The organism is Staphylococcus borealis, from assembly GCF_001224225.1.
GTDB lineage: Bacteria > Bacillota > Bacilli > Staphylococcales > Staphylococcaceae > Staphylococcus > Staphylococcus borealis.
Window position 1 is genome coordinate 237,776 of sequence record NZ_CUEE01000002.1, and the last position, 23,927, is coordinate 261,702.

The 23,927-nt window shown below is 34.1% G+C and carries 20 protein-coding genes; all 20 read left to right on the forward strand.

Translation table 11 applies throughout. The features are described from left to right. The first annotated feature begins 7 nt into the window (after positions 1-7). The 20 genes from dprA to AK212_RS03905 all read left to right on the forward strand — a co-directional run bounded on the left by dprA (position 8) and on the right by AK212_RS03905 (position 23,925). Positions 8-871, forward strand: coding sequence for a DNA-processing protein DprA (gene dprA, locus AK212_RS03810; protein WP_053029282.1), 864 nt, complete (start codon positions 8-10; stop codon positions 869-871). A 179-nt stretch (positions 872-1,050) separates the two neighbouring features. Continuing rightward, positions 1,051-3,120 (forward strand): type I DNA topoisomerase, encoded by a 2,070-nt coding sequence (topA, locus tag AK212_RS03815; protein ID WP_053029284.1) that lies wholly within the window; start codon positions 1,051-1,053, stop codon positions 3,118-3,120. A gap of 24 nt (positions 3,121-3,144) precedes the next feature. After that, entirely contained in the window at positions 3,145-4,452 is a 1,308-nt protein-coding gene (gene trmFO, locus AK212_RS03820; RefSeq protein WP_053029285.1) for an FADH(2)-oxidizing methylenetetrahydrofolate--tRNA-(uracil(54)-C(5))-methyltransferase TrmFO, read from the forward strand. Positions 4,453-4,626: 174 nt separating this feature from the next. Continuing rightward, a complete protein-coding gene (gene xerC, locus AK212_RS03825) occupies positions 4,627-5,490 on the forward strand; it encodes a tyrosine recombinase XerC (RefSeq protein ID WP_156304822.1) in 864 nt (287 codons plus the stop codon). Further along, entirely contained in the window at positions 5,491-6,036 is a 546-nt protein-coding gene (gene hslV / locus AK212_RS03830) for an ATP-dependent protease subunit HslV (protein WP_053029290.1), read from the forward strand. Between the two features lie 57 nt (positions 6,037-6,093). After that, positions 6,094-7,497, forward strand: coding sequence for an ATP-dependent protease ATPase subunit HslU (hslU, locus tag AK212_RS03835; protein WP_053029292.1), 1,404 nt, complete (start codon positions 6,094-6,096; stop codon positions 7,495-7,497). A gap of 21 nt (positions 7,498-7,518) precedes the next feature. Further along, a complete protein-coding gene (codY, locus tag AK212_RS03840; protein ID WP_053029294.1) occupies positions 7,519-8,292 on the forward strand; it encodes a GTP-sensing pleiotropic transcriptional regulator CodY in 774 nt (257 codons plus the stop codon). A gap of 278 nt (positions 8,293-8,570) precedes the next feature. Then, a complete protein-coding gene (gene rpsB, locus AK212_RS03845) occupies positions 8,571-9,359 on the forward strand; it encodes a 30S ribosomal protein S2 (protein WP_011275944.1) in 789 nt (262 codons plus the stop codon). 164 nt (positions 9,360-9,523) lie between these two features. Then, entirely contained in the window at positions 9,524-10,402 is an 879-nt protein-coding gene (gene tsf / locus AK212_RS03850; RefSeq protein ID WP_053029296.1) for a translation elongation factor Ts, read from the forward strand. A 136-nt stretch (positions 10,403-10,538) separates the two neighbouring features. After that, positions 10,539-11,261 (forward strand): UMP kinase, encoded by a 723-nt coding sequence (gene pyrH, locus AK212_RS03855; protein WP_053029298.1) that lies wholly within the window; start codon positions 10,539-10,541, stop codon positions 11,259-11,261. A gap of 17 nt (positions 11,262-11,278) precedes the next feature. Next, positions 11,279-11,833 (forward strand): ribosome recycling factor, encoded by a 555-nt coding sequence (gene frr / locus AK212_RS03860; protein ID WP_053029299.1) that lies wholly within the window; start codon positions 11,279-11,281, stop codon positions 11,831-11,833. Positions 11,834-12,058: 225 nt separating this feature from the next. Then, positions 12,059-12,829, forward strand: a complete 771-nt coding sequence (locus AK212_RS03865) for an undecaprenyl pyrophosphate synthase (RefSeq protein ID WP_053029301.1) — start codon at positions 12,059-12,061, stop codon at positions 12,827-12,829. Between the two features lie 3 nt (positions 12,830-12,832). Continuing rightward, the gene (locus AK212_RS03870; RefSeq protein ID WP_053029303.1) at positions 12,833-13,615 is read left to right on the forward strand and encodes a phosphatidate cytidylyltransferase; all 783 of its coding nucleotides are present in this window, start codon (positions 12,833-12,835) and stop codon (positions 13,613-13,615) included. Between the two features lie 210 nt (positions 13,616-13,825). Next, positions 13,826-15,112, forward strand: coding sequence for an RIP metalloprotease RseP (rseP, locus tag AK212_RS03875; protein WP_053029306.1), 1,287 nt, complete (start codon positions 13,826-13,828; stop codon positions 15,110-15,112). Positions 15,113-15,130: 18 nt separating this feature from the next. After that, positions 15,131-16,831 (forward strand): proline--tRNA ligase, encoded by a 1,701-nt coding sequence (locus AK212_RS03880; RefSeq protein WP_053029307.1) that lies wholly within the window; start codon positions 15,131-15,133, stop codon positions 16,829-16,831. A 257-nt stretch (positions 16,832-17,088) separates the two neighbouring features. Continuing rightward, on the forward strand, positions 17,089-21,405 hold the full coding sequence (locus tag AK212_RS03885; RefSeq protein ID WP_053029309.1) for a PolC-type DNA polymerase III: 4,317 nt from the start codon (positions 17,089-17,091) through the stop codon (positions 21,403-21,405). A 175-nt stretch (positions 21,406-21,580) separates the two neighbouring features. Next, positions 21,581-22,048: a ribosome maturation factor RimP gene (gene rimP, locus AK212_RS03890; RefSeq protein WP_053029311.1), complete on the forward strand. Its 468-nt coding sequence runs from the start codon at positions 21,581-21,583 to the stop codon at positions 22,046-22,048. A gap of 20 nt (positions 22,049-22,068) precedes the next feature. Next, positions 22,069-23,301, forward strand: a complete 1,233-nt coding sequence (nusA, locus tag AK212_RS03895) for a transcription termination factor NusA (protein ID WP_053029313.1) — start codon at positions 22,069-22,071, stop codon at positions 23,299-23,301. A 25-nt stretch (positions 23,302-23,326) separates the two neighbouring features. After that, a complete protein-coding gene (rnpM, locus tag AK212_RS03900) occupies positions 23,327-23,611 on the forward strand; it encodes an RNase P modulator RnpM (protein ID WP_053029323.1) in 285 nt (94 codons plus the stop codon). Then, the gene (locus AK212_RS03905) at positions 23,608-23,925 is read left to right on the forward strand and encodes a YlxQ family RNA-binding protein (RefSeq protein ID WP_053029325.1); all 318 of its coding nucleotides are present in this window, start codon (positions 23,608-23,610) and stop codon (positions 23,923-23,925) included. The genes rnpM and AK212_RS03905 overlap by 4 nt, the downstream gene beginning before the upstream one ends. Positions 23,926-23,927 lie beyond the last annotated feature (2 nt).

The following is a 23,927-nucleotide window of genomic DNA, read 5'->3' on the forward strand; positions in this document are numbered from 1 at the left end:
CGACTTCATGATTAACAACGATATGATACTTTTGAAATTGATATGGGCGGGATATACGACACAACATCTTCATCATTTATTAAGATTGTATCCTGACTTTTTTAGCTACTCTAATAATGACCAAATTGGCACAATTAAAATCTGGGACACTTTATATCACCAGGGCCATTGTTACAATAAATTCTATGATCTAGACGAGAAAGATATTCTATCATTTCTTAACCAATATAATATAAATTTTATAACAATATTTCATGGGAACTATCCTAAACTATTAAAAGAAATTTACGATTATCCATTTGTATTATTTTACCGCGGTAAGATTAACTTGCTAACATCGTTAAATACATTAGGCGTTGTAGGCTCAAGAAGCGCAACACAGTATTCTGCTAAAGCAATTCAATACTTATTTCCACAATTTACGCATATTCCTTTAACAATCATTTCTGGTTTGGCGAAAGGTGCCGATAGTATGGCGCATCAATTCGCGTTGAAATACCATATTCCAACTATAGCTATCTTAGGTTATGGCCATTTACATCATTATCCCAAAGAAACTCAAGAATTACGCAATATAATTGAAGAAAAAGGATTAGTCATAAGTGAATATCCACCCTTTGAACGTATCAGACGCTATTACTTTCCGCAACGCAATCGATTGATAAGTGGTCTTTCTAAAGGTGTATTAATTACTGAAGCTCGGGTTAAGAGTGGTAGTCAAATTACTATTGATTGTGCACTAGAACAAAATAGAAATGTATACGTACTGCCAGGCTCACTTTTCAACCCATTAACGAAAGGGAATTTGAGACGTGCACAAGAAGGAGCGATGATTGTTACTAAAGCAGATGATATCACTTGTGATTATTAACATACATAAATATAGCCGTTTTATTGTATAAATAATGTACATTTATTTCTAATATATAGCTAAAAATATTATTAAAATAAGTTTAAAAAACACATAAATAGAATTTAAACATTGACAAAATCAAAATTGACCGTTTATCATTTATCTTTAGTAATTGAAATAGCAAGGGGGAATTCACTTTGGCAGATAATTTAGTCATAGTTGAGTCGCCTGCAAAAGCTAAAACCATTGAAAAATATTTAGGTAAAAAGTATAAAGTGATAGCTTCTATGGGACACGTTAGAGATTTACCAAGAAGTCAAATGGGTGTCGATGTAGAAGATAATTTTGAACCGAAATATATTACAATTCGCGGTAAAGGACCAGTAGTAAAAGATTTAAAAAAATACGCTAAGAAAGCTAAAAATGTCTTTCTTGCGAGTGACCCTGACCGTGAAGGTGAAGCGATTGCTTGGCATTTATCAAAAATTTTAGAACTAGATGATACAAAAGAAAACAGAGTAGTATTTAATGAAATTACAAAAGATGCGGTAAAAGAAAGTTTCAAACACCCTCGTGGCATTGAAATGAATTTAGTAGATGCACAACAGGCACGCCGTATTTTAGATAGATTAGTTGGTTATAACATTTCACCAGTTTTATGGAAGAAAGTGAAAAAAGGACTTTCAGCAGGACGTGTTCAATCTGTTGCTTTAAGATTAGTTATCGATAGAGAAAACGAGATTCGTAACTTTAACCCTGAAGAATATTGGTCTATAGAAGGTGAATTTAGATATAAAAAATCAAAATTTACTGCTAAGTTTCTTCATTATAAAAACAAACCATTTAAGTTAAAAACTAAAAAAGATGTTGAAAAAATCACAACTGAACTAGACAGCGATAAATTTGAAATAACAAATGTGAATAAAAAGGAAAAAACTAGAAATCCTGCTAATCCGTTTACAACATCAACATTACAACAAGAAGCCGCGCGTAAGTTGAACTTTAAAGCGCGAAAAACAATGATGCTTGCGCAACAATTATATGAAGGTATTGATCTAAAACGACAAGGCACAGTTGGATTAATCACATATATGCGAACGGACTCTACTCGTATTTCACAAACAGCAAAAGACGAAGCAAAAAAATATATTGAAGATAAGTATGGTAAAGATTATATTTCTAATCGAACAGCGAAAGGTAAACAAGGTGACCAAGATGCCCATGAGGCAATTCGTCCAACGAGTACTTTACGTACACCTGATGAAATGAAATCGTACTTAACGAGAGATCAGCATCGTTTATATAAATTGATTTGGGAACGTTTTGTGGCAAGTCAAATGGCACCAGCAATCCTAGACACGGTTGCTTTAGATGTTACTCAAAATAACATTAAATTTAGAGCGAACGGTCAAACAATTAAATTTAAAGGTTTCATGACACTTTATGTTGAGGCCAAAGACGATAAAGATAATGAAAAAGAAAACAAATTACCAAATTTAAGTAAAGGTGATGAAGTAACTGCGACGCAAATTGAGCCAGCACAACACTTCACACAACCACCGCCACGATATACAGAAGCACGTTTAGTCAAAACATTAGAAGAACTAAAAATCGGTAGACCATCAACTTACGCACCTACTATTGATACAATCCAAAAACGTAATTACGTCAAACTTGAAAGCAAACGATTTATTCCTACAGAATTAGGTGAAATCGTTTACGAACAAGTAAAGGACTATTTCCCAGAAATTATTGATGTGGAATTTACGGTTAATATGGAAACATTATTGGATAAAATTGCTGAAGGAGATATCGGGTGGAGAAAAGTAATTGATAACTTTTATGGAAGTTTCAAATTAGACGTTGAACGTGCTGAGGAAGAAATGGAAAAAGTTGAAATTAAAGATGAACCAGCCGGTGAAGATTGCGAAGTTTGTGGTTCGCCTATGGTAATTAAAATGGGACGCTATGGTAAATTCATGGCATGTTCAAACTTCCCAGATTGTAGAAATACGAAAGCGATTATTAAAACGATTGGCGTTACATGTCCTAAATGTAAAGATGGAGATGTTGTTGAAAGAAAATCTAAGAAAAATAGATTGTTCTATGGTTGCTCAAATTATCCCGAATGTGATTTTATTTCTTGGGATAAACCTGTTGGCCGTGATTGTCCTAAGTGTAATCATTACTTAATGGAACATAAAAAAGGACGTAGCTCACAAGTTATATGTTCTAACTGTGATTACAAAGAAGAAGTTCAAAAATAGATAGAAATTATAAGGAGGAAAACCATGAGTCAAACTGTAAATATTGTTGGCGCAGGCTTAGCTGGTTCAGAAGCTGCTTACCAATTAGCTCAACGAGGAATCAAGGTTAATTTGATTGAAATGCGTCCTGTTAAACAAACACCAGCGCATCATACTGATAAATTTGCAGAACTAGTATGTTCTAACTCACTTCGTGGTAATGCTTTAACAAATGGTGTAGGTGTACTAAAAGAAGAAATGAGACGATTAGACTCGTTAATTATTTCTGCTGCTGATAAAGCGAGAGTGCCTGCCGGTGGTGCATTAGCAGTTGATCGACATGATTTTTCTGGTTACATTACTGAAACTTTAAGAAATCATCCAAACGTTACAGTAATTAATGAAGAAATAAATAGTATTCCTGAAGGGTATACGATTATTGCTACGGGCCCATTAACTACTGAAAATTTAGCTAAAGAAATCGTAGACATAACTGGTAAAGATCAACTTTATTTTTATGATGCTGCCGCTCCAATAATAGAAAAAGAATCCATAGATATGGATAAAGTGTATTTGAAATCACGTTATGATAAAGGTGAAGCAGCTTATCTGAATTGTCCAATGACAGAAGAAGAATTCAATCGCTTTTATGATGCAGTACTTGAAGCAGAGGTTGCACCAACAAATGAATTCGAAAAAGAAAAATACTTTGAAGGATGTATGCCTTTTGAAGTAATGGCTGAACGTGGACGTAAAACATTATTATTTGGACCCATGAAACCAGTGGGACTTGAAGACCCCAAAACAGGCAAACGTCCATTTGCTGTTGTTCAATTAAGACAAGATGATGCTGCAGGCACACTATATAATATTGTTGGTTTCCAAACGCACTTAAAATGGGGTGCTCAAAAAGAAGTCATTCGCCTTATCCCTGGTTTAGAAAATGTAGATATCGTTCGATATGGTGTCATGCATCGAAATACTTTTATTAACTCTCCTGACGTGTTAAATGAAAAGTATGAATTGATTAAAGAAGATCGAATTCAATTTGCAGGTCAAATGACAGGTGTTGAAGGCTATGTTGAGAGTGCAGCAAGTGGCCTTGTTGCTGGCATCAATCTAGCTCATAAAATATTAGATAAAGGTGAAGTAATATTCCCAAGAGAAACAATGATAGGTAGTATGGCATATTACATCTCACATGCCAAAAATGAAAAGAATTTCCAACCTATGAATGCTAATTTTGGTTTACTCCCATCACTTGAAAAACGTATCAAAGATAAAAAAGAACGTTACGAGGCACAAGCAAATAGAGCACTCGAATATTTAGAAAATTATAAGAAAACACTTTAAAAATAATATAAACTTTATAATTGATAGAAAATGTGTCAATTCAAAGTTTTAAAGAATTCTCAAAAGATTTTGAATTCTATAGCTAATTGTTTTAGTCCCTTTCATGTTATATGCTACAATGCATATGATGGAGGGGATTTTTAAGTGGAAGAAATCCAAGTTACATTCTTAAATATGCTCAAAGTTGAAAGGAATTTCTCCGACCATACTTTAAAATCATATCATGATGATTTAGTACAATTTAATCGTTTTTTAGATCAAGAGTTATTAAGCCTAAGAAACTTTGAATATAAAGATGCTCGAAATTATTTAAGTTATTTATATTCGCAAAATTTGAAACGTACTACTGTATCAAGGAAGATTTCAACGCTAAGAACTTTCTATGAGTTTTGGATGACACAAGATGAGACAATCATCAATCCTTTTGTTCAACTGGTTCATCCTAAGAAGGAAAACTATTTACCACAGTTTTTTTATGAAGAAGAGATGGAGGCTTTATTTAAAACTGTAGCTCAAGATTCTAAAAAGGGATTACGTGATCGAGTTATTTTAGAATTATTGTATGCAACTGGTATACGTGTTTCAGAACTAGTAAATATACAACTTAAAGATATTGATATGTCTTTACCTGGTGTCAAGGTACTAGGAAAGGGAAACAAAGAGCGATTCGTTCCGTTTGGAGAATTTTGTCGCCAAAGTATTGAACAATATTTAAGTGAATTCAAACCGATACAACATGCCAAACATTCATATTTGTTAGTTAATATGAATGGCGCACCTATAACTGAAAGGGGCGTTAGGTATGTATTAAATGATGTTGTAAAACGTACAGCAGGAGTGACAGAAATTCATCCCCATAAACTTAGACATACGTTTGCAACACACTTACTCAATCAAGGAGCGGATTTGAGAACGGTACAATCTTTATTAGGACATGTAAATCTATCAACCACTGGACGATATACACATGTATCTAATCAACAATTACGTAAAGTGTATTTAAATGCACATCCTCGAGCGAAAAAGGAGAGTAAATAAATGAGTAAAACATCATTACATGCAACAACGATTTATGCTGTTAGACACAATGGTGAAGCGGCAATGGCTGGTGATGGACAAGTGACACTTGGTGAGCAAGTCATTATGAAACAAACAGCACGTAAGGTTCGTAGATTATACGAAGGGAAAGTGCTTGCTGGATTTGCTGGAAGTGTTGCAGATGCTTTCACATTGTTCGAGAAATTCGAAACAAAGTTACAACAATTTAGTGGTAACTTAGAACGTGCAGCTGTTGAGCTAGCACAAGAATGGCGTGGGGATAAACAACTGCGTCAATTAGAAGCAATGCTAATTGTAATGGACAAAGATGCAATATTAGTGGTGAGCGGAACTGGAGAAGTGATTGCGCCAGATGATGATTTAATTGCAATTGGTTCAGGTGGAAACTACGCATTAAGTGCTGGAAGAGCGTTGAAACGCCATGCTAGTCATTTGTCAGCAAAAGAAATGGCTTATGAAAGTTTGAAAGTTGCATCTGACATTTGTGTGTTCACTAATGATAATATTATAGTGGAAACACTTTAACGTTAAACAAATGGAAATGAATATAAATGGACGTATATTAGGTTGGAGGTAAAAGATATGGATGCAAATGGTATAAAATTAACACCTAAAGATATCGTATCTAAATTAAATGAATATATAGTTGGGCAAGATGATGCTAAACGTAAAGTTGCCATTGCGTTAAGAAATCGTTATAGAAGAAGTTTGCTTGACGAAGAAACTAAACAAGAAATCGCGCCTAAGAATATTTTAATGATTGGCCCAACTGGTGTTGGTAAAACGGAAATAGCTAGACGTATGGCTAAGGTTGTTGGCGCCCCATTTATCAAAGTGGAGGCCACTAAGTTTACTGAAGTAGGTTACGTTGGACGAGATGTTGAGAGTATGGTTCGTGATTTAGTGGATGTGGCAGTAAGACTTGTTAAAGATCAAAAGAAAGACTTGGTCAAAGATGAAGCGCTTAATAAAGCAAATGAAAAATTAGTTAAATTATTAGTGCCAAGTATGAAGAAAAAAGCATCAAATAACAACAATCCATTAGAGTCATTATTTGGTGGCGCAATTCCAAACTTTGGTAATAATGATGATGAGGAAGAAGAAACACCAACTGAAGAAATTAAAACGAAGCGTTCAGAAATCAAAAAACAATTATTAGATGGTAAACTTGAAGAAGAGAAAGTTAGAATTAAAGTTGAACAAGATCCAGGTGCGCTTGGAATGCTAGGTACTAATCAAAATCAGCAAATGCAAGATATGATGAATCAACTCATGCCTAAACGTAAGGTTGAACGTGAAGTGCCTGTTAAAACAGCGCGTAAGATTTTAGCTGATGATTTCGCGGATGAGTTAATAGACCAAGAGACGGCGAATCAAGAAGCATTAGAGCTGGCAGAACAAATGGGTATTATCTTCATTGATGAAATTGACAAAGTAGCAACGAATAATGCTAATAGTGGTCAAGATGTTTCAAGACAAGGTGTTCAACGAGATATCTTGCCAATCTTAGAAGGTAGCATGATTCAAACTAAGTATGGTACTGTAAATACTGAACATATGCTATTTATTGGTGCGGGGGCATTCCATGTATCTAAACCTAGCGATTTAATACCTGAATTGCAAGGTCGTTTCCCGATTAGAGTAGAATTAGAAAGCTTAACTGTGGATGATTTCTACAGAATATTAACAGAACCTAAACTATCACTTATTAAGCAATATGAGGCACTACTCCAAACTGAAGAGGTCACTGTGAACTTTACCGAGGAAGCGATTACAAGATTGGCTGAAATGGCTTATCAAGTAAACCAAGACACTGATAACATTGGTGCGCGTCGTTTACACACAATCCTAGAAAAAATGCTTGAAGATTTATCATTTGAGGCACCTAGCATGCCAAATGCTGTAGTAGATATAACACCACAATATGTTGATGATAAGTTGAAATCTATTTCAACAAATAAAGATTTAAGTGCATTTATTTTATAATATAAATAAAGGAGAAATTTTATGAGCTTATTATCTAAAACTAGAGAATTAAATACACTATTACAAAAACATAAGGGTATTGCCGTTGACTTTAAAGACGTTGCTCAAACAATTAGTAGCGTTACTGTAACGAACGTATTTATTGTTTCACGTAGAGGCAAAATTTTAGGTTCAAGTTTAAATGAACTTTTAAAGAGTCAAAGAATCAATGACATGTTAGAAAGTAAACATATTCCTAGTGAGTATACTGAACTATTAATGGATGTTAGACAAACTGAATCAAATATTGATATTAATAATGAATTAACAGTATTCCCTCCAGAAGACAAAGAATTATTTAACGATAGTCGTACGACTGTATTTCCTATTCTTGGTGGGGGAGAAAGATTAGGTGCATTAGTACTTGGTCGTGTTAAAGATGACTTTAACGAAAATGATTTAGTATTAGGTGAATATGCTGCTACAGTAATTGGAATGGAAATTTTACGTGAGAAGCATAATGAAGTTGAAAAAGAAGCGCGTGATAAAGCAGCTATTACAATGGCTATTAATTCATTATCTTATTCAGAAAAAGAAGCTATTGAGCATATCTTTGAAGAATTAGGTGGTAATGAAGGCTTACTTATTGCTTCTAAAGTAGCAGATAGAGTAGGTATCACACGTTCAGTTATCGTTAACGCATTACGTAAACTTGAAAGTGCTGGTGTAATCGAATCACGATCCTTAGGGATGAAAGGTACCTTTATTAAAGTTAAAAAAGAAAAATTTCTTGAAGAATTAGAACGTAATAAATAATTAGTATTAGCATAATTATTCTAATAAATTGAAGTTTAACTGCTGCGAGGCTAAAACATGTATCTGCAGCAGTTTTTTAATTGCTCGAAATATCGAAAGAGTTACGTATTGACGTAATCAATAAATTAACGTTGCACGGCAATTAAAAGTATGATATTATTATTGTCGGCTATAAAGCCAATACACACATAATAAACGCACATGTAGAGGGTGCAATTCAATCATTGTCTTTATATGAGTTTATTATGGAGGTAAATAACCACTAGGAGGAATTTAAAATGGCAGTAATTTCAATGAAACAATTACTAGAAGCCGGTGTTCACTTCGGTCACCAAACACGCCGTTGGAACCCAAAAATGAAAAAATATATCTTCACTGAAAGAAATGGTATCTATATCATTGACTTACAAAAAACAGTGAAAAAAGTTGAAGAAGCGTATAACTTCATCAAACAAGTATCAGAAGATGGCGGTAGAGTCTTATTCGTTGGTACTAAAAAACAAGCACAAGAATCAGTTAAAGCTGAAGCAGAACGTGCTGGTCAATTCTACGTTAACCAAAGATGGTTAGGCGGAATTTTAACTAACTATAAAACAATTTCTAAACGTATTAAACGTATTTCTGAAATCGAGAAAATGGAAGAAGACGGTTTATTCGACGTTTTACCTAAAAAAGAAGTTGTTGAACTTAAAAAAGAATACGACCGTTTAATCAAATTCTTAGGCGGTATTCGTGATATGAAATCAATGCCTCAAGCATTATTCGTAGTTGACCCTCGTAAAGAGCGCAACGCGATTGCTGAAGCACGTAAATTAAATATTCCAATCGTTGGTATTGTTGACACTAACTGTGATCCAGATGAAATTGATTATGTTATCCCAGCGAACGACGACGCTATTCGTGCCGTTAAATTATTAACTGGTAAAATGGCTGACGCTGTCTTAGAAGGTCAACAAGGTGTTTCTAACGATGAAGTAGCTGCAGAGCAAAACATCAATTTAGATGAAAAAGAAGAATCTCAAGAAGCAGAATCAACTGAAGAAAATACTACTGTTGAATCAAACTAAGATATAGTTTAAATGGGTGATAAGATGTAATGCTTATCGCCCTTTTTTCAAATAATAAAAAATAATAATTAAAGTTAACTAGAGTATTGGAAATTATAGTGACTTTAATGGTAATATTTAGGTATCATCTATTATTACAATTAGAAATATTGGAGGAATAATTAATGGCAATTTCAGCAAAACTTGTTAAAGAATTACGTGAAAGAACTGGCGCTGGTATGATGGATTGTAAAAAAGCGCTAACAGAAACTGATGGTGACATCGATAAAGCGATTGATTACTTACGTGAAAAAGGTATCGCTAAAGCAGCTAAAAAAGCAGACCGTATTGCAGCTGAAGGTTTAGTACATGTTGAAGTTAAAGGAAACGAAGCTGCTATCGTTGAAATCAATTCTGAAACTGACTTCGTAGCTCGTAATGAAGGCTTCCAAGAATTAGTTAAAGAAATTGCTAATCAAATTCTTGATAGCAAAGCTGAAACAGTAGATGCTTTATTAGAAACTAAATTATCAAGTGGTAAAACAGTTGATGAAAGAATGAAAGAAGCAATCTCAACAATCGGTGAAAAATTAAGCATCCGTCGTTTCGAAATCAGAACTAAATCTGATAACGATGCATTTGGTGCATACTTACACATGGGTGGACGCATTGGTGTGTTAACTGTAGTTGAAGGTTCTACTGATGAAGAAGCTGCTAAAGATGTAGCAATGCACATCGCAGCTATCAATCCAAAATATGTTTCTTCTGAACAAGTTAAAGAAGAAGAAATCAACCACGAAAAAGAAGTATTAAAACAACAAGCATTAAATGAAGGTAAACCAGAAAAAATCGTTGAAAAAATGGTTGAAGGTCGTTTACGTAAATATCTTCAAGAAATTTGTGCAGTTGATCAAAACTTTGTTAAAGATCCAGATCAAACAGTTGAAGCTTTCTTAAAATCTAAAGGTGGTAAACTTGTTGACTTCGTTCGCTATGAAGTAGGCGAAGGTATGGAAAAACGTGAAGAAAACTTCGCAGATGAAGTTAAAGGTCAAATGAAATAATCTGTCGACAGGATTTACAAGAAAGAAGACACCTTTGAGGTTTTCTATTATAAAGTCATACTTTATGTTAGAAGGCGCGTCAGTGTCTTCTTTACTTGTATATATTACATATTTTTACAATAGAGAGGAAAAAACAATGGCGCAAACTTCTAAATATAAACGTGTAGTATTAAAACTTAGTGGTGAAGCACTCGCAGGAGACAAAGGTTTTGGTATTAATCCAATCATTATTAAAAGTGTAGCACAGCAAGTAGCTGAAGTTGCTAAGATGGATTGTGAAATCGCAGTTATCGTTGGTGGCGGTAATATTTGGAGAGGGAAAACTGGTAGTGACTTAGGTATGGACCGCGGTACAGCGGATTACATGGGTATGCTTGCTACAGTTATGAACGCTCTTGCACTTCAAGACAGTTTAGAACAATTAGAATGTGACACTCGCGTGTTAACTTCTATTGAAATGAAACAAGTAGCTGAACCTTATATTCGTCGACGAGCTATTAGACATTTAGAGAAGAAACGTGTTGTAATTTTCGCAGCAGGTATTGGCAATCCTTACTTCTCTACAGATACAACTGCAGCGTTACGTGCAGCAGAAGTCGAAGCCGATGTTATTTTAATGGGTAAAAATAATGTTGATGGTGTATATTCAGCAGACCCTAAAGTAGATAAGAATGCGGTTAAATATGATCACTTAACACATATCCAAATGTTACAAGAAGGATTACAAGTGATGGATTCAACAGCTTCATCATTCTGCATGGATAATAATATTCCATTAAATGTATTCTCAATTATGGAAGAAGGAAATATTAAACGTGCAGTTATGGGCGAGAAAATAGGTACATTAATAACTAAATAATTAGAGGTGTAATTAGTATGAGTGACATTATTCAAGACACTAAAGCTAGAATGAGTAAATCTATCGATAATTTATCACGTGAATTAGCAAATATCAGTGCTGGAAGAGCAAATTCAAATTTATTAAGTGGCGTAACAGTTGATTATTATGGAGCTCCAACTCCAGTTCAACAATTAGCTAGTATCAATGTGCCAGAAGCACGTTTATTAGTTATTTCTCCATATGATAAAACTTCAGTGGCTGATATCGAAAAAGCAATTAACGCTGCGAACTTAGGTGTAAATCCTACAAGTGATGGCGAAGTTATTCGTATCACAGTTCCTGCTTTAACTGAAGAACGTCGTAAAGAGTTAGTGAAAAATGTTAAGAAAATTGGTGAAGATGCGAAAGTTTCAATTCGAAACATTCGTCGCGATATTAACGACCAATTGAAAAAAGATGAAAAAAATGGAGACATTACTGAAGACGACTTAAGAAGTCAAACAGAAGATGTACAAAAAGCAACTGATAATTCTATTAAGGAAATTGATCAATTAGTAGAAGACAAAGAAAAAGACATTATGTCTGTTTAATGAGTTCGACAATAAATTAATTCATTTAATAATGTGTAAGTTGTATTTAAAGTGTACTTTATACATTACTATAAATTATTTTAGTCTAAACTGTGCCAATTCAGACTTTGGTACAGTTTTTTCATTTGCTTATTCAATGCCATTATCGAGTATGATAAAATGATAGATGATTTCTTAAATAACTAATATAATATAATAGAGATGATCAGGCTCGGAGGAAAGACCATGTTTAAAAAGCTAATAAAAAGAAATAAGACTAAAATCAGTCAGAACGATGATTTAGATTTACATAATTTACCTGAACATGTAGCGATTATCATGGATGGCAATGGACGTTGGGCCAAAAAGCGTAAAATGCCTAGAATAAAAGGTCACTATGAAGGTATGCAAACGATTAAAACGGTAACGCGAGAAGCAAGTGATTTGGGCATTAAATACTTAACCTTATACGCTTTTTCAACTGAAAACTGGTCTAGACCTGAAAATGAAGTGAATTATATCATGAATTTGCCTGTAAATTTTTTGAAAACATTCTTACCAGAACTCATTGAAAAAAATGTTCAAATTGAAACAATTGGATTTCTGGAAGCCGTTCCTAAATCGACGATAGAAGCGATTGAACACGCAAAAGAAAAAACTAAAAATAATACAGGATTAAAATTGATATTTGCTATTAATTACGGTGGACGTGCTGAAATTGTACAAAGTATGAAATCAATTTATGATGAACTTCAACATAACGGTCAAGGCAGTAAAGATATTGACGAATCAATGGTAACCAAGCATTTAATGACACATTCATACCCAGATCCTGAATTATTAATTCGTACTTCTGGCGAACAACGTATTAGTAATTTCCTTATTTGGCAGTCTTCTTATAGTGAATTTATATTCAATGAGAAATTATGGCCAGACTTTGACGGTGAAGAATTTAAAAATTGTTTAAAAATATATCAATCTCGCCAAAGACGCTTTGGAGGGTTAAGTAAGGAGTAGCGTATGAAAGTTAGAACTTTAACCGCAATTATTGCTTTGATAATATTTCTCCCAATTTTATTAATGGGTGGAACAACACTCATGTTGTTTGCGTACTTACTCGCTTTAATTGCTTTAAAAGAACTCTTAAATATGAATATGATTAAATTACTTTCAGTCCCTGGCATTTTTAGTGCATTAGCATTAATCATTATTATGTTGCCTCAATCAGCAGGTGACTGGGTTAGTGATATTCAGTTAAAAAGTTTAATCGCAATGAGTTTTATTTTATTAAGTTATACTGTATTGTCTAAGAATAGATTTAGTTTTATGGACGCAGCATTTTGTCTGATGTCAGTTGCATACGTAGGCATTGGATTTATGTATTTCTATGCAACACGTTCAGATGGTTTACATTACATACTTTATGCATTTTTAGTGGTATGGTTAACTGATACAGGGGCTTATATTTTCGGTCGTTTGATGGGGAAACATAAATTGTGGCCAGTTATCAGTCCAAATAAAACAATCGAAGGCTTTATTGGTGGCTTAATTTGTAGTTTAATAGTACCAATTGTTATGTTATGGTTTGTTGATTTTAATTTAAACATTTGGTTACTATTATTAGTAACAATCATCTTAAGTATTTTTGGTCAACTAGGTGATTTAGTTGAATCAGGATTTAAACGTCATTTTGGTGTTAAAGATTCTGGACGAATTTTACCAGGTCATGGCGGCATATTAGACCGCTTTGATAGCTTTATGTTTGTTTTACCATTACTCAACATTTTATTAATACAAATGTAGTATGATTTTAATGTTTTATTTATATATGAAAAATGTATAGTGCTATAATTGAGGAGTTATTGAGTGCACATTTGACTAGATATAGTAGATGATGTAATTCTTAACTCCTTTTATTAAAAGTAAAATTCTTGAATAATTTAACTAAATCATAGATAATCTACATCATTCTTATGAATAAAGTAGAAAATTAATTTAATTGAGGTGTGACACGTGAGTTATTTAATCACTATTGTCTCATTTATAATCGTGTTTGGTGTACTGGTTACAGTACATGAATATGGTCACATGTTCTTTGCTAAGCGTGCAGGAATAATGTGTCCTGAATTTGCGATAGGTATGGGACCCAAAATCTTTAGTTTCCGAAAGAATGAAACGTTATACACAATCCGTCTATTACCAGTCGGTGGATATGTAAGAATGGCTGGAGATGGTTTAGAAGAACCGCCAGTTGAACCAGGCATGAATGTTAAAGTTAAGCTTAATGATAAAGATGAAATTACGCATATTATTTTAGATGATCAACATAAATTCCAAAAAATAGAAGCAATCGAAGTCAAAAAATGTGACTTTAAAGATGATTTATATATAGAAGGTATTACATCATATGACAATGAGCGCCATCACTTTAACATTGCTGAGAAGGCCTATTTCGTTGAAAATGGAAGCTTAATCCAAATTGCACCACGACATCGCCAATTTGCACACAAGAAGCCATTACCAAAATTTTTAACATTATTTGCAGGACCTTTGTTTAACTTTATATTGGCTTTGGTTCTATTTATTGCATTAGCTTATTTCCAAGGTACACCTACTACTTCAGTAGCGCAATTAGCTGATAACTACCCTGCACAACAAGCAGGATTAAAAGCTGGGGATAAAATTGTTCAAGTAGGTCCATATAAAACAAAGGATTTTGACGATATACAATCTGCTGCGAATAAAATTAAAGATAACAAAACAACGATAAAATTTGAAAGAGATAACCAAATCAAGTCAGTTGATATAACACCTAAGAAACAAGTAATTAAACAAACGAAATTAAATTCTGAAACGACATACATTTTAGGTTTCCAGCCGGAAAAAGAACATACATTAATTAAACCAATAGCTTTAGGGTTTGATCAGTTTGTAAGTGCGAGTACGTTAATATTTAAAGCAGTAGGCACAATGATTGCAAGTATATTTACTGGTCAATTTTCTTTAGACATGTTAAATGGTCCAGTGGGTATTTATCATAATGTCGATTCTGTTGTGAAACAGGGTGTTATTGCATTAACGTATTACACTGCACTGTTAAGTGTTAACTTAGGTATAATGAACTTGTTACCAATCCCAGCACTTGATGGTGGTCGAATCTTATTCGTACTTTATGAAGCCATCTTTAGAAGACCAGTGAATAAGAAAGCTGAAACAATGATAATAGCAGCTGGTGCTATATTTGTCTTAATTATCATGGTTCTAGTAACTTGGAACGACATACAACGTTATTTCTTATAAATTAAGGAGGAGTAAGTGATGAAACAATCGAAAGTTTTCATTCCAACAATGAGAGATGTACCTGCTGAAGCAGAAGCATTAAGTCATCAATTATTATTAAAAGCAGGGTTAATTAAACAAAGCACAAGTGGTATTTATAGCTATTTGCCACTCGCTTCTCGTGTCTTAAATAATATTTCTAAAATTATTCGTGAAGAAATGGAACGTATAGATGCTGTTGAAATTTTAATGCCTGCGCTTCAACAAGCAGAACTTTGGGAAGAGTCAGGTCGTTGGGGTGCCTATGGTCCAGAACTTATGCGATTAAAAGACCGCAATGGTCGTGAATTTGCACTAGGACCAACGCATGAGGAAGTAGTCACTTCTATCGTGAGAGATGAACTTAAGTCATATAAACAATTACCATTAACTTTATTCCAAATTCAGTCTAAATTCCGTGATGAAAAGCGTCCACGTTTCGGGTTATTACGTGGTAGAGAGTTTATTATGAAAGATGCTTATTCATTCCATGCTGATGAAGCATCACTTGATGATACGTATCAAGATATGTACAACGCTTACGGTCGTATATTCAAACGCGTTGGTATTAATGCGCGTCCAGTAGTTGCAGATTCAGGTGCAATTGGCGGTAATCATACACATGAATTTATGGCGCTAAGTGAAATTGGTGAAGATACGATTGTTTATAGTGAACATAGTGATTATGCAGCTAACATTGAAAAAGCTGAAGTTGCATATTATCCAAATGAAAAACATGCTGAAGTTGCACCACTTGAAAAGATTGAAACACCTAATGTTAAAACTGCTCAAGAATTAGCAGACTTTTTAAATCGTCCATTGGATGAAATTGTGAAAACGATGATATTCAAAATTGATGGTGAATTTATCATGTTCTTAATCAGAGGTCACCATGAGTTAAATGATGTCAAAGTTAAAGCGTACTTCGGAACAGATCATGTTGAGATGGCAACTGAAGATGAAATTATTAATTTATTAAGTGCAAGTCCAGGATCATTAGGACCAATTCATGATAAAGAAATTAAAATTTACGCTGATAATTTTGTTAAAGATTTAAATAATTTAGTGGTAGGTGCAAATGAAAATGGCTACCATTATGTAAATGCCAATATTGGACGCGACTTTAATGTTGATGAATATGGTGATTTCCGCTTTATCTTAGAAGGTGAACCATTAAGTGATGGCTCTGGTGAAGCGAAATTTGCTGAAGGTATTGAAGTTGGTCAAGTATTCAAATTGGGAACAAAATACTCAGAAGCAATGAACGCAACATTCTTAGATAATCAAGGTAAAGCTAAACCATTAATCATGGGATGTTACGGTATTGGTGTATCAAGAACATTAAGTGCTATTGTCGAACAAAATAATGATGAAAATGGTATTATTTGGCCAAAATCAGTGACACCGTTTGATTTACACTTAATAACAATAAATCCTAAAAAAGATGAACAACTTGAATTAGGTAATCAATTGTATGAAACATTGCAACAACAATATGATGTACTTTATGATGACCGTAAAGATCGTGCAGGCGTTAAATTCAACGATGCAGATTTAATTGGTTTACCTATACGAATTGTCGTAGGTAAAAATGCGAGTGATGGTATCGTCGAAGTCAAAGTGCGTCAAACTGGTGAGAGTGAAGATGTTCATATAAATGATTTAAATGACTATATCGCTACATTATACAGTCAATTATAATATGGTGAACGCTTAGACGTATGATTTAAGCGTCTAAGTCATTACTGAGTTAATAGAGCAATCAATGCACTAATCGAAATGAGGTTAGGACAATTTCATAGTTGTCTAAGCCTCTTTTTTATTAAAAGAATTAAACGCAGCAAATGAAATGCATCACTCAAAGTAGTATAATAGATATCAAGTTTGTAGTTAGAACATAACACTTTACGTTAAAACAAAATTGAGAAAAGAGTTAAATATAAGGGTGGTTATCTGTCATGGCAATGACGAATCAAGAAAAATTTAAAGTACTTGCGGACCAAATTAAAGTTTCCAATCAACTTGATCAAACAATTATTGAACAAGGTGAATTAACGCGAGTAGATGTGTCAAATAAAAATAGAACGTGGGAATTTCAAATTACATTGCCATATTTTCTATCACACGAAGATTATTTAATTTTTACAAATGCAATTACTGAAGAATTTAAAGACATTGCCAAAGTTGATTGGCATTTTATAATTCAAGATACAAGTAACCAAGATGAACATGCCATTAAATATTTTGGTCATTGTATTGAACACACTGCACTATCGCCTAAAGTGAAGGGTCAGCTTAAACAGAAACGTTTAATTATGTCAGGCAACGTGCTCAAAGTAATGACCTCAAATGACATCGAAAGAAATCACTTTGATAAAGTATGTAATGGTAGCTTAGTAAAAGCATTTCGTAAATGTGGTTTTGATATAGATAAAGTCGTATTTGAAACAGATGACTCAAGTTCTTATGATGATTTAGCCTCACTTGAAGCGCATATTCAAGAGGAAGATGAGAAGAGTGCGCGTGAAGCTACCGAAAAAATCGAAAAAATGAAAGCTGAGAAAGCGAAACAACAAGATAATAACGAAAGCAATGTTGAAAAATGCCAAATTGGTAAACCAATACAAGTTGAAAATATTAAACCTATTGAGTCAATTGTTGAAGAAGAATTCAAAGTTGCAATTGAGGGTGTTATATTTGATATTAACCTTAAAGAATTGAAGAGTGGCCGTCACATTGTTGAATTAAAAGTGACAGACTATACGGACTCTTTAGTGCTTAAAATGTTTACACGAAAAAATAAAGACGATTTAGATCACTTTAAGGCACTTAGTGTTGGTAAATGGGTTCGTGCTCAAGGACGTATTGAAGAAGACACATTTGTCAGAGATTTGGTTATGATGATGTCTGATATTGAAGAAATCAAAAAGGCGCCAAAGCAAGATAAAGCAGAAGAAAAACGAGTAGAGTTTCATTTGCATACATCAATGAGCCAAATGGATGGCATTCCTAACATAAGTGCGTATGTTGATCAAGCTGCTAAATGGGGACATAAAGCGATAGCAGTTACTGACCATAACGTCGTGCAAGCATTTCCTGATGCTCACGGCGCAGCTGAAAAAAACGGCATCAAAATGATTTATGGTATGGAAGGTATGCTTGTAGACGATGGAGTACCTATTGCTTATAAACCTACAGACCGAGATCTTAAAGAAGTTACATATGTCGTGTTTGACGTTGAAACGACAGGACTGTCAAACCAATATGACCAAATTATAGAATTGGCTGCTGTTAAAGTAAAAGATGGAGAAATTATTGATAAATTTGAACGTTTCAGTAATCCACATGAGAAATTATCAGAAACGATTATAAATTTAACGCATATTACTGATGATATGTTAACAGATGCGCCTGAAATTGATGAAGTACTAACAGAATTTAAAACGTGGGTTGGCGACGCTATATTTGTAGCGCATAATGCATCATTCGATATGGGCTTCATCGACACAGGATATGAAAGACTAGGGTTTGGCCCATCAACGAATGGTGTCATTGATACATTGGAATTATCACGTACGATTAATACTGAATATGGTAAACACGGTTTAAACTTTTTAGCTAAAAAATATGGTGTAGAACTAACACAGCACCATAGAGCCATTTATGATACTGAAGCTACGGCATATATTTTCATTAAAATGGTTCAACAAATGAAAGAATTAGGCGTAACAAACCACAAAGACATCAACCAAAAACTATCGAATGAGGATGCATATAAACGTGCACGACCAACACATGTAACATTAATTGTTCAAACACAAGAAGGTCTAAAAAACTTATTTAAGATTGTAAGTGCTTCTTTAGTTAAATATTACTATCGTACACCAAGAATTCCACGATCATTATTAAATGAATATCGTGAAGGTATCTTGGTAGGAACTGCATGTGATGAAGGTGAATTATTCACGGCTGTTATGCAAAGAGATCAGTCAGAAGTTGAAAAAATTGCTAAGTATTATGACTTTATTGAAGTCCAACCACCAAAACTTTATCAAGATTTGATTGATAGAGAGCTGATTAGAGATACAGAAACACTATACGAAATCTATGACCGTATCTTGAAAGCTGGAGAAAGTACTGGTATTCCTGTTTTAGCAACAGGTAACGCACATTATTTATATGAGCATGATGCCATTGCACGTAAAATATTGATTGCCTCACAACCCGGTAATCCTTTAAATCGCTCAACATTACCTGAAGCACATTTTAGAACAACAGATGAGATGCTAGATGAGTTCCACTTCTTAGGTGAAGAAAAAGCACACGAAATTGTAGTTAAAAACACCAATGACTTAGCAGACCGAATAGATAAAGTTATTCCGATTAAAGATCAGCTATTCACACCACGCATGGATGGTGCGAATGAAGAGATACGTGAATTAAGCTATACAAATGCTAAAAAATTATATGGTGAGGATTTACCACAAATTGTAATTGATCGACTTGAAAAAGAACTTGCAAGTATTATCGGGAATGGATTCTCAGTTATTTATTTGATCTCTCAACGTCTTGTGAAAAAATCATTGGATGATGGTTATTTAGTAGGTTCACGTGGTTCGGTAGGCTCAAGTTTTGTGGCGACGATGACAGAAATTACTGAAGTTAATCCGCTTCCACCTCACTACATTTGCCCTAATTGTAAAACAAGTGAGTTCTTTGATGATGGTTCTGTAGGTTCAGGATTTGATTTACCTGATAAAAAATGTAGCACTTGTGGTGCCGATCTTATCAAAGAAGGGCAAGATATTCCGTTCGAAACGTTCTTAGGATTTAAAGGGGATAAAGTACCTGATATTGACTTGAACTTTAGTGGTGAATATCAACCTAACGCACATAACTACACTAAAGTGCTGTTCGGAGAAGACAAGGTATTCCGTGCTGGAACAATAGGTACTGTTGCTGAAAAAACAGCATTCGGTTATGTTAAAGGTTATTTAAATGATCAAGGTATCCACAAACGTGGTGCTGAAATCGATCGCCTTGTTAAAGGATGTACAGGTGTCAAACGTACAACCGGTCAACACCCGGGTGGTATTATTGTTGTTCCAGATTATATGGACATTTATGATTTCACGCCAATCCAATTTCCAGCAGATGATCAAAGTGCTTCTTGGATGACGACACATTTTGACTTCCATTCTATCCACGATAATGTGTTGAAACTAGATATACTTGGACACGATGATCCTACAATGATTCGTATGCTACAAGATTTATCTGGTATAGATCCAAAGACCATTCCGGTCGATGATAAAGAAACGATGCAAATCTTTAGTAGTCCGGAATCATTGGGTGTAACTGAAGAAGATATTCTTTGTAAGACAGGGACATTTGGTGTGCCTGAATTTGGGACAGGGTTTGTTCGACAAATGCTGGAAGATACTAAGCCAACGACGTTTTCAGAATTAGTTCAAATCTCAGGATTATCTCATGGTACCGATGTATGGTTAGGTAATGCACAAGAATTAATCCGAACAGGTATTTGTGATTTATCAAGCGTTATAGGCTGTCGTGACGATATAATGGTTTATTTAATGTATGCAGGATTAGAACCCTCTATGGCCTTCAAAACGATGGAGTCAGTGCGTAAAGGTAAAGGGTTAACTGATGAAATGATAGACGCTATGAAAGAGAATGATGTACCAGACTGGTATTTAGATTCTTGCTTAAAAATTAAATACATGTTCCCTAAAGCCCATGCGGCTGCATATGTATTAATGGCAGTGAGAATTGCATACTTTAAAGTGCATCATCCACTTTATTATTACGCAGCATACTTTACAATTCGTGCTTCAGACTTTGATTTGATTACGATGATTAAAGATAAAGAAAGTATTAAGAATACAGTGAAAGATATGTATTCTAGATACATGGACCTCGGTAAAAAAGAGAAAGATGTGCTTACTGTGTTAGAAATCATGAATGAAATGGCGCATCGTGGGTTCCGTATGCAACCGATTAGTCTCGAGAAAAGTCAGGCATTTGACTTTATTATTGAAGGAGATACGTTAATCCCGCCATTTATTTCTGTGCCTGGACTTGGAGAGAACGTTGCTAAACGTATTGTAGAAGCACGAGAAGATGGTCCTTTCTTATCTAAAGAAGATTTAAATAAGAAAGCTGGATTATCTCAAAAAATCATCGAGTACCTTGATGATTTAGGTTCGTTACCTGACCTACCAGACAAAGCACAGTTATCTATCTTTGATATGTAAACGAACTTATGTTGTGAACATTTGATTTCATTTCGTCAATCCTATTGACACAGTGAGTATACATTTGTTTAAGGAATTAAAGTGTGATATACTTATTGTGCGTAAAAAATTAGACTCAGGCAGAAAGAGTGGGCATATACCCGCTCTTTTCTATTTGCCGAAAAAGGAGGCCTGTATGAGTAAAATCACTGAGGAAGTAGAAACAATCATAACTCCTGTTTTAGACGAATTGAATTTTGAATTAGTAGAAGTTGAATACACTAAAGAGGGGAAAGATCATTTCTTAAGAATCTCAATTGATAAAGAAGGCGGTGTCGATTTAAATGATTGCACACTTGCCTCTGAAAAAATCAGCGAAGTAATGGATGAAAATGATCCAATTCCAGAAATGTACTACTTAGACGTTGCATCACCGGGTGCAGAACGTCCAATAAAAAAAGAAAAAGATTATCAAAATGCAATTGAAAAACCAGTGTTTGTATCATTATATGCGCCAATTGAAGGCGATAAAGAATGGCTCGGTATTTTAAAAGCTGTTAATGATGATGTAATTACGATGGAAGTTAAAGAGAAAGCTAAAACAAAACAAATTGAAATACCAAGAAATAAAATTGCAAAAGCACGTCACACTGTTATGATTTAACGTGATGAGGAGGAATAATTGTGGCAAGTAATGAACTTTTATTAGCAACTGAATATTTAGAAAAAGAAAAGAAAATTCCAAGAGAAGTATTAATTGATGCGATTGAAGCAGCTTTAATTACTGCATATAAAAAGAACTATGATAGTGCTAGAAACGTACGTGTAGAGTTAAATATGGATGAAGGTACATTTAAAGTTATTGCACGTAAAGATGTTGTCGAAGAAGTATTTGATGATAGAGATGAAGTAGATTTAAGTACTGCACTCGTTAAAAATCCAGCTTATGAAGTTGGCGATATTTACGAAGAAGATGTTACACCAAAAGATTTTGGCCGTGTTGGTGCACAAGCAGCTAAACAAGCTGTAATGCAACGATTACGTGATGCGGAAAGAGAAATTTTATACACTGAATTTATTGACAAAGAAGACGATATTTTAACAGGTGTTATCGACCGAGTTGATCATCGTTATGTATATGTAAATTTAGGGAGAATTGAAGCGGTTTTATCTGAAGCTGAAAGAAGTCCAAATGAAAAATATATTCCTAACGAACGCATCAAAGTTTATGTTAACAAAGTAGAACAAACAACTAAAGGACCACAAATTTATGTTTCTAGAAGTCATCCTGGCTTATTAAAACGTTTATTTGAACAAGAAGTACCTGAAATTTATGATGGTACAGTGATTGTAAAATCAGTAGCTCGTGAAGCCGGTGATCGTTCTAAGATTAGTGTTTATTCTGATAATCCAGACATTGATGCAGTAGGCGCATGTGTAGGTGCTAAAGGTGCGCGTGTTGAAGCTGTAGTTGAAGAACTTGGTGGAGAAAAAATTGATATTGTTCAATGGAATGAAGATCCAAAAGTATTTGTACGTAATGCTTTAAGTCCTTCACAAGTATTAGAAGTTATCGTTGACGAAGACAATCAATCTACTGTTGTTGTTGTTCCTGACTATCAATTATCATTAGCTATTGGTAAAAGAGGTCAAAATGCACGATTAGCTGCGAAATTGACTGGATGGAAAATTGACATTAAATCTGAAACTGATGCGCGCGAAGCGGGAATTTACCCTGTGATTGAATCAGAAGCATTAGCAGATGATATTGTTTTATCTGATTCTAATGATGAAGATATTGAAATTGATGATGTTGATTTAGAAGAATCGAATTTAACTACTGCAGAATTAGCAGCAGAAATCGATGAACCTTCTGAAAATACTGATGAAGTAGACAGTGAAGACAAAGACGTATAAGCAAATAATTGGGGTGAGTAATTAAGTGAAGAAGAAAAAGATTCCAATGCGCAAATGTATTATTACAAATGAAATGCGTCCCAAGAAAGATATGATTCGCGTTGTAATTAACAAAGAAGGCGACATTTTTGCAGATGGTACTGGCAAACAACAAGGTAGAGGCGCTTATGTTTCAAAAGATGTACAAAGTGTAGAAGCAGCTCAAGAAAAGGGCGTACTTGAAAGATATTTTAATGCAGATTCTGCAAAGCTAGACCCTGTTTATAAAGAAATTATACGTTTGATTTATAGAGAAGAGATTCCTAAATGAATAAAGAACAAATTTTAAATTTTTTAGGTTTAGCAATGAGAGCGCGTAAAGTGAAATCTGGCGAATCTGTATTGCTTACTGAGATTAAGAAAAATAATATTAAACTTGTTATCATGGCATCGGATGCCTCAGAAAACACTTTGAAAAATATAAAAAATAAATGTGAAACGTATCATGTCCCATTTAGGATTTTTAGTACAAGAGCAGAATTAGGACAATCTTTAGGTAAGTCGGAACGTGTAAACATAGGAGTTATAGACTCTGGGTTTGCGTCTAAGCTTACGTCGATGATAGATGAATATTGTAAGGAGTGATT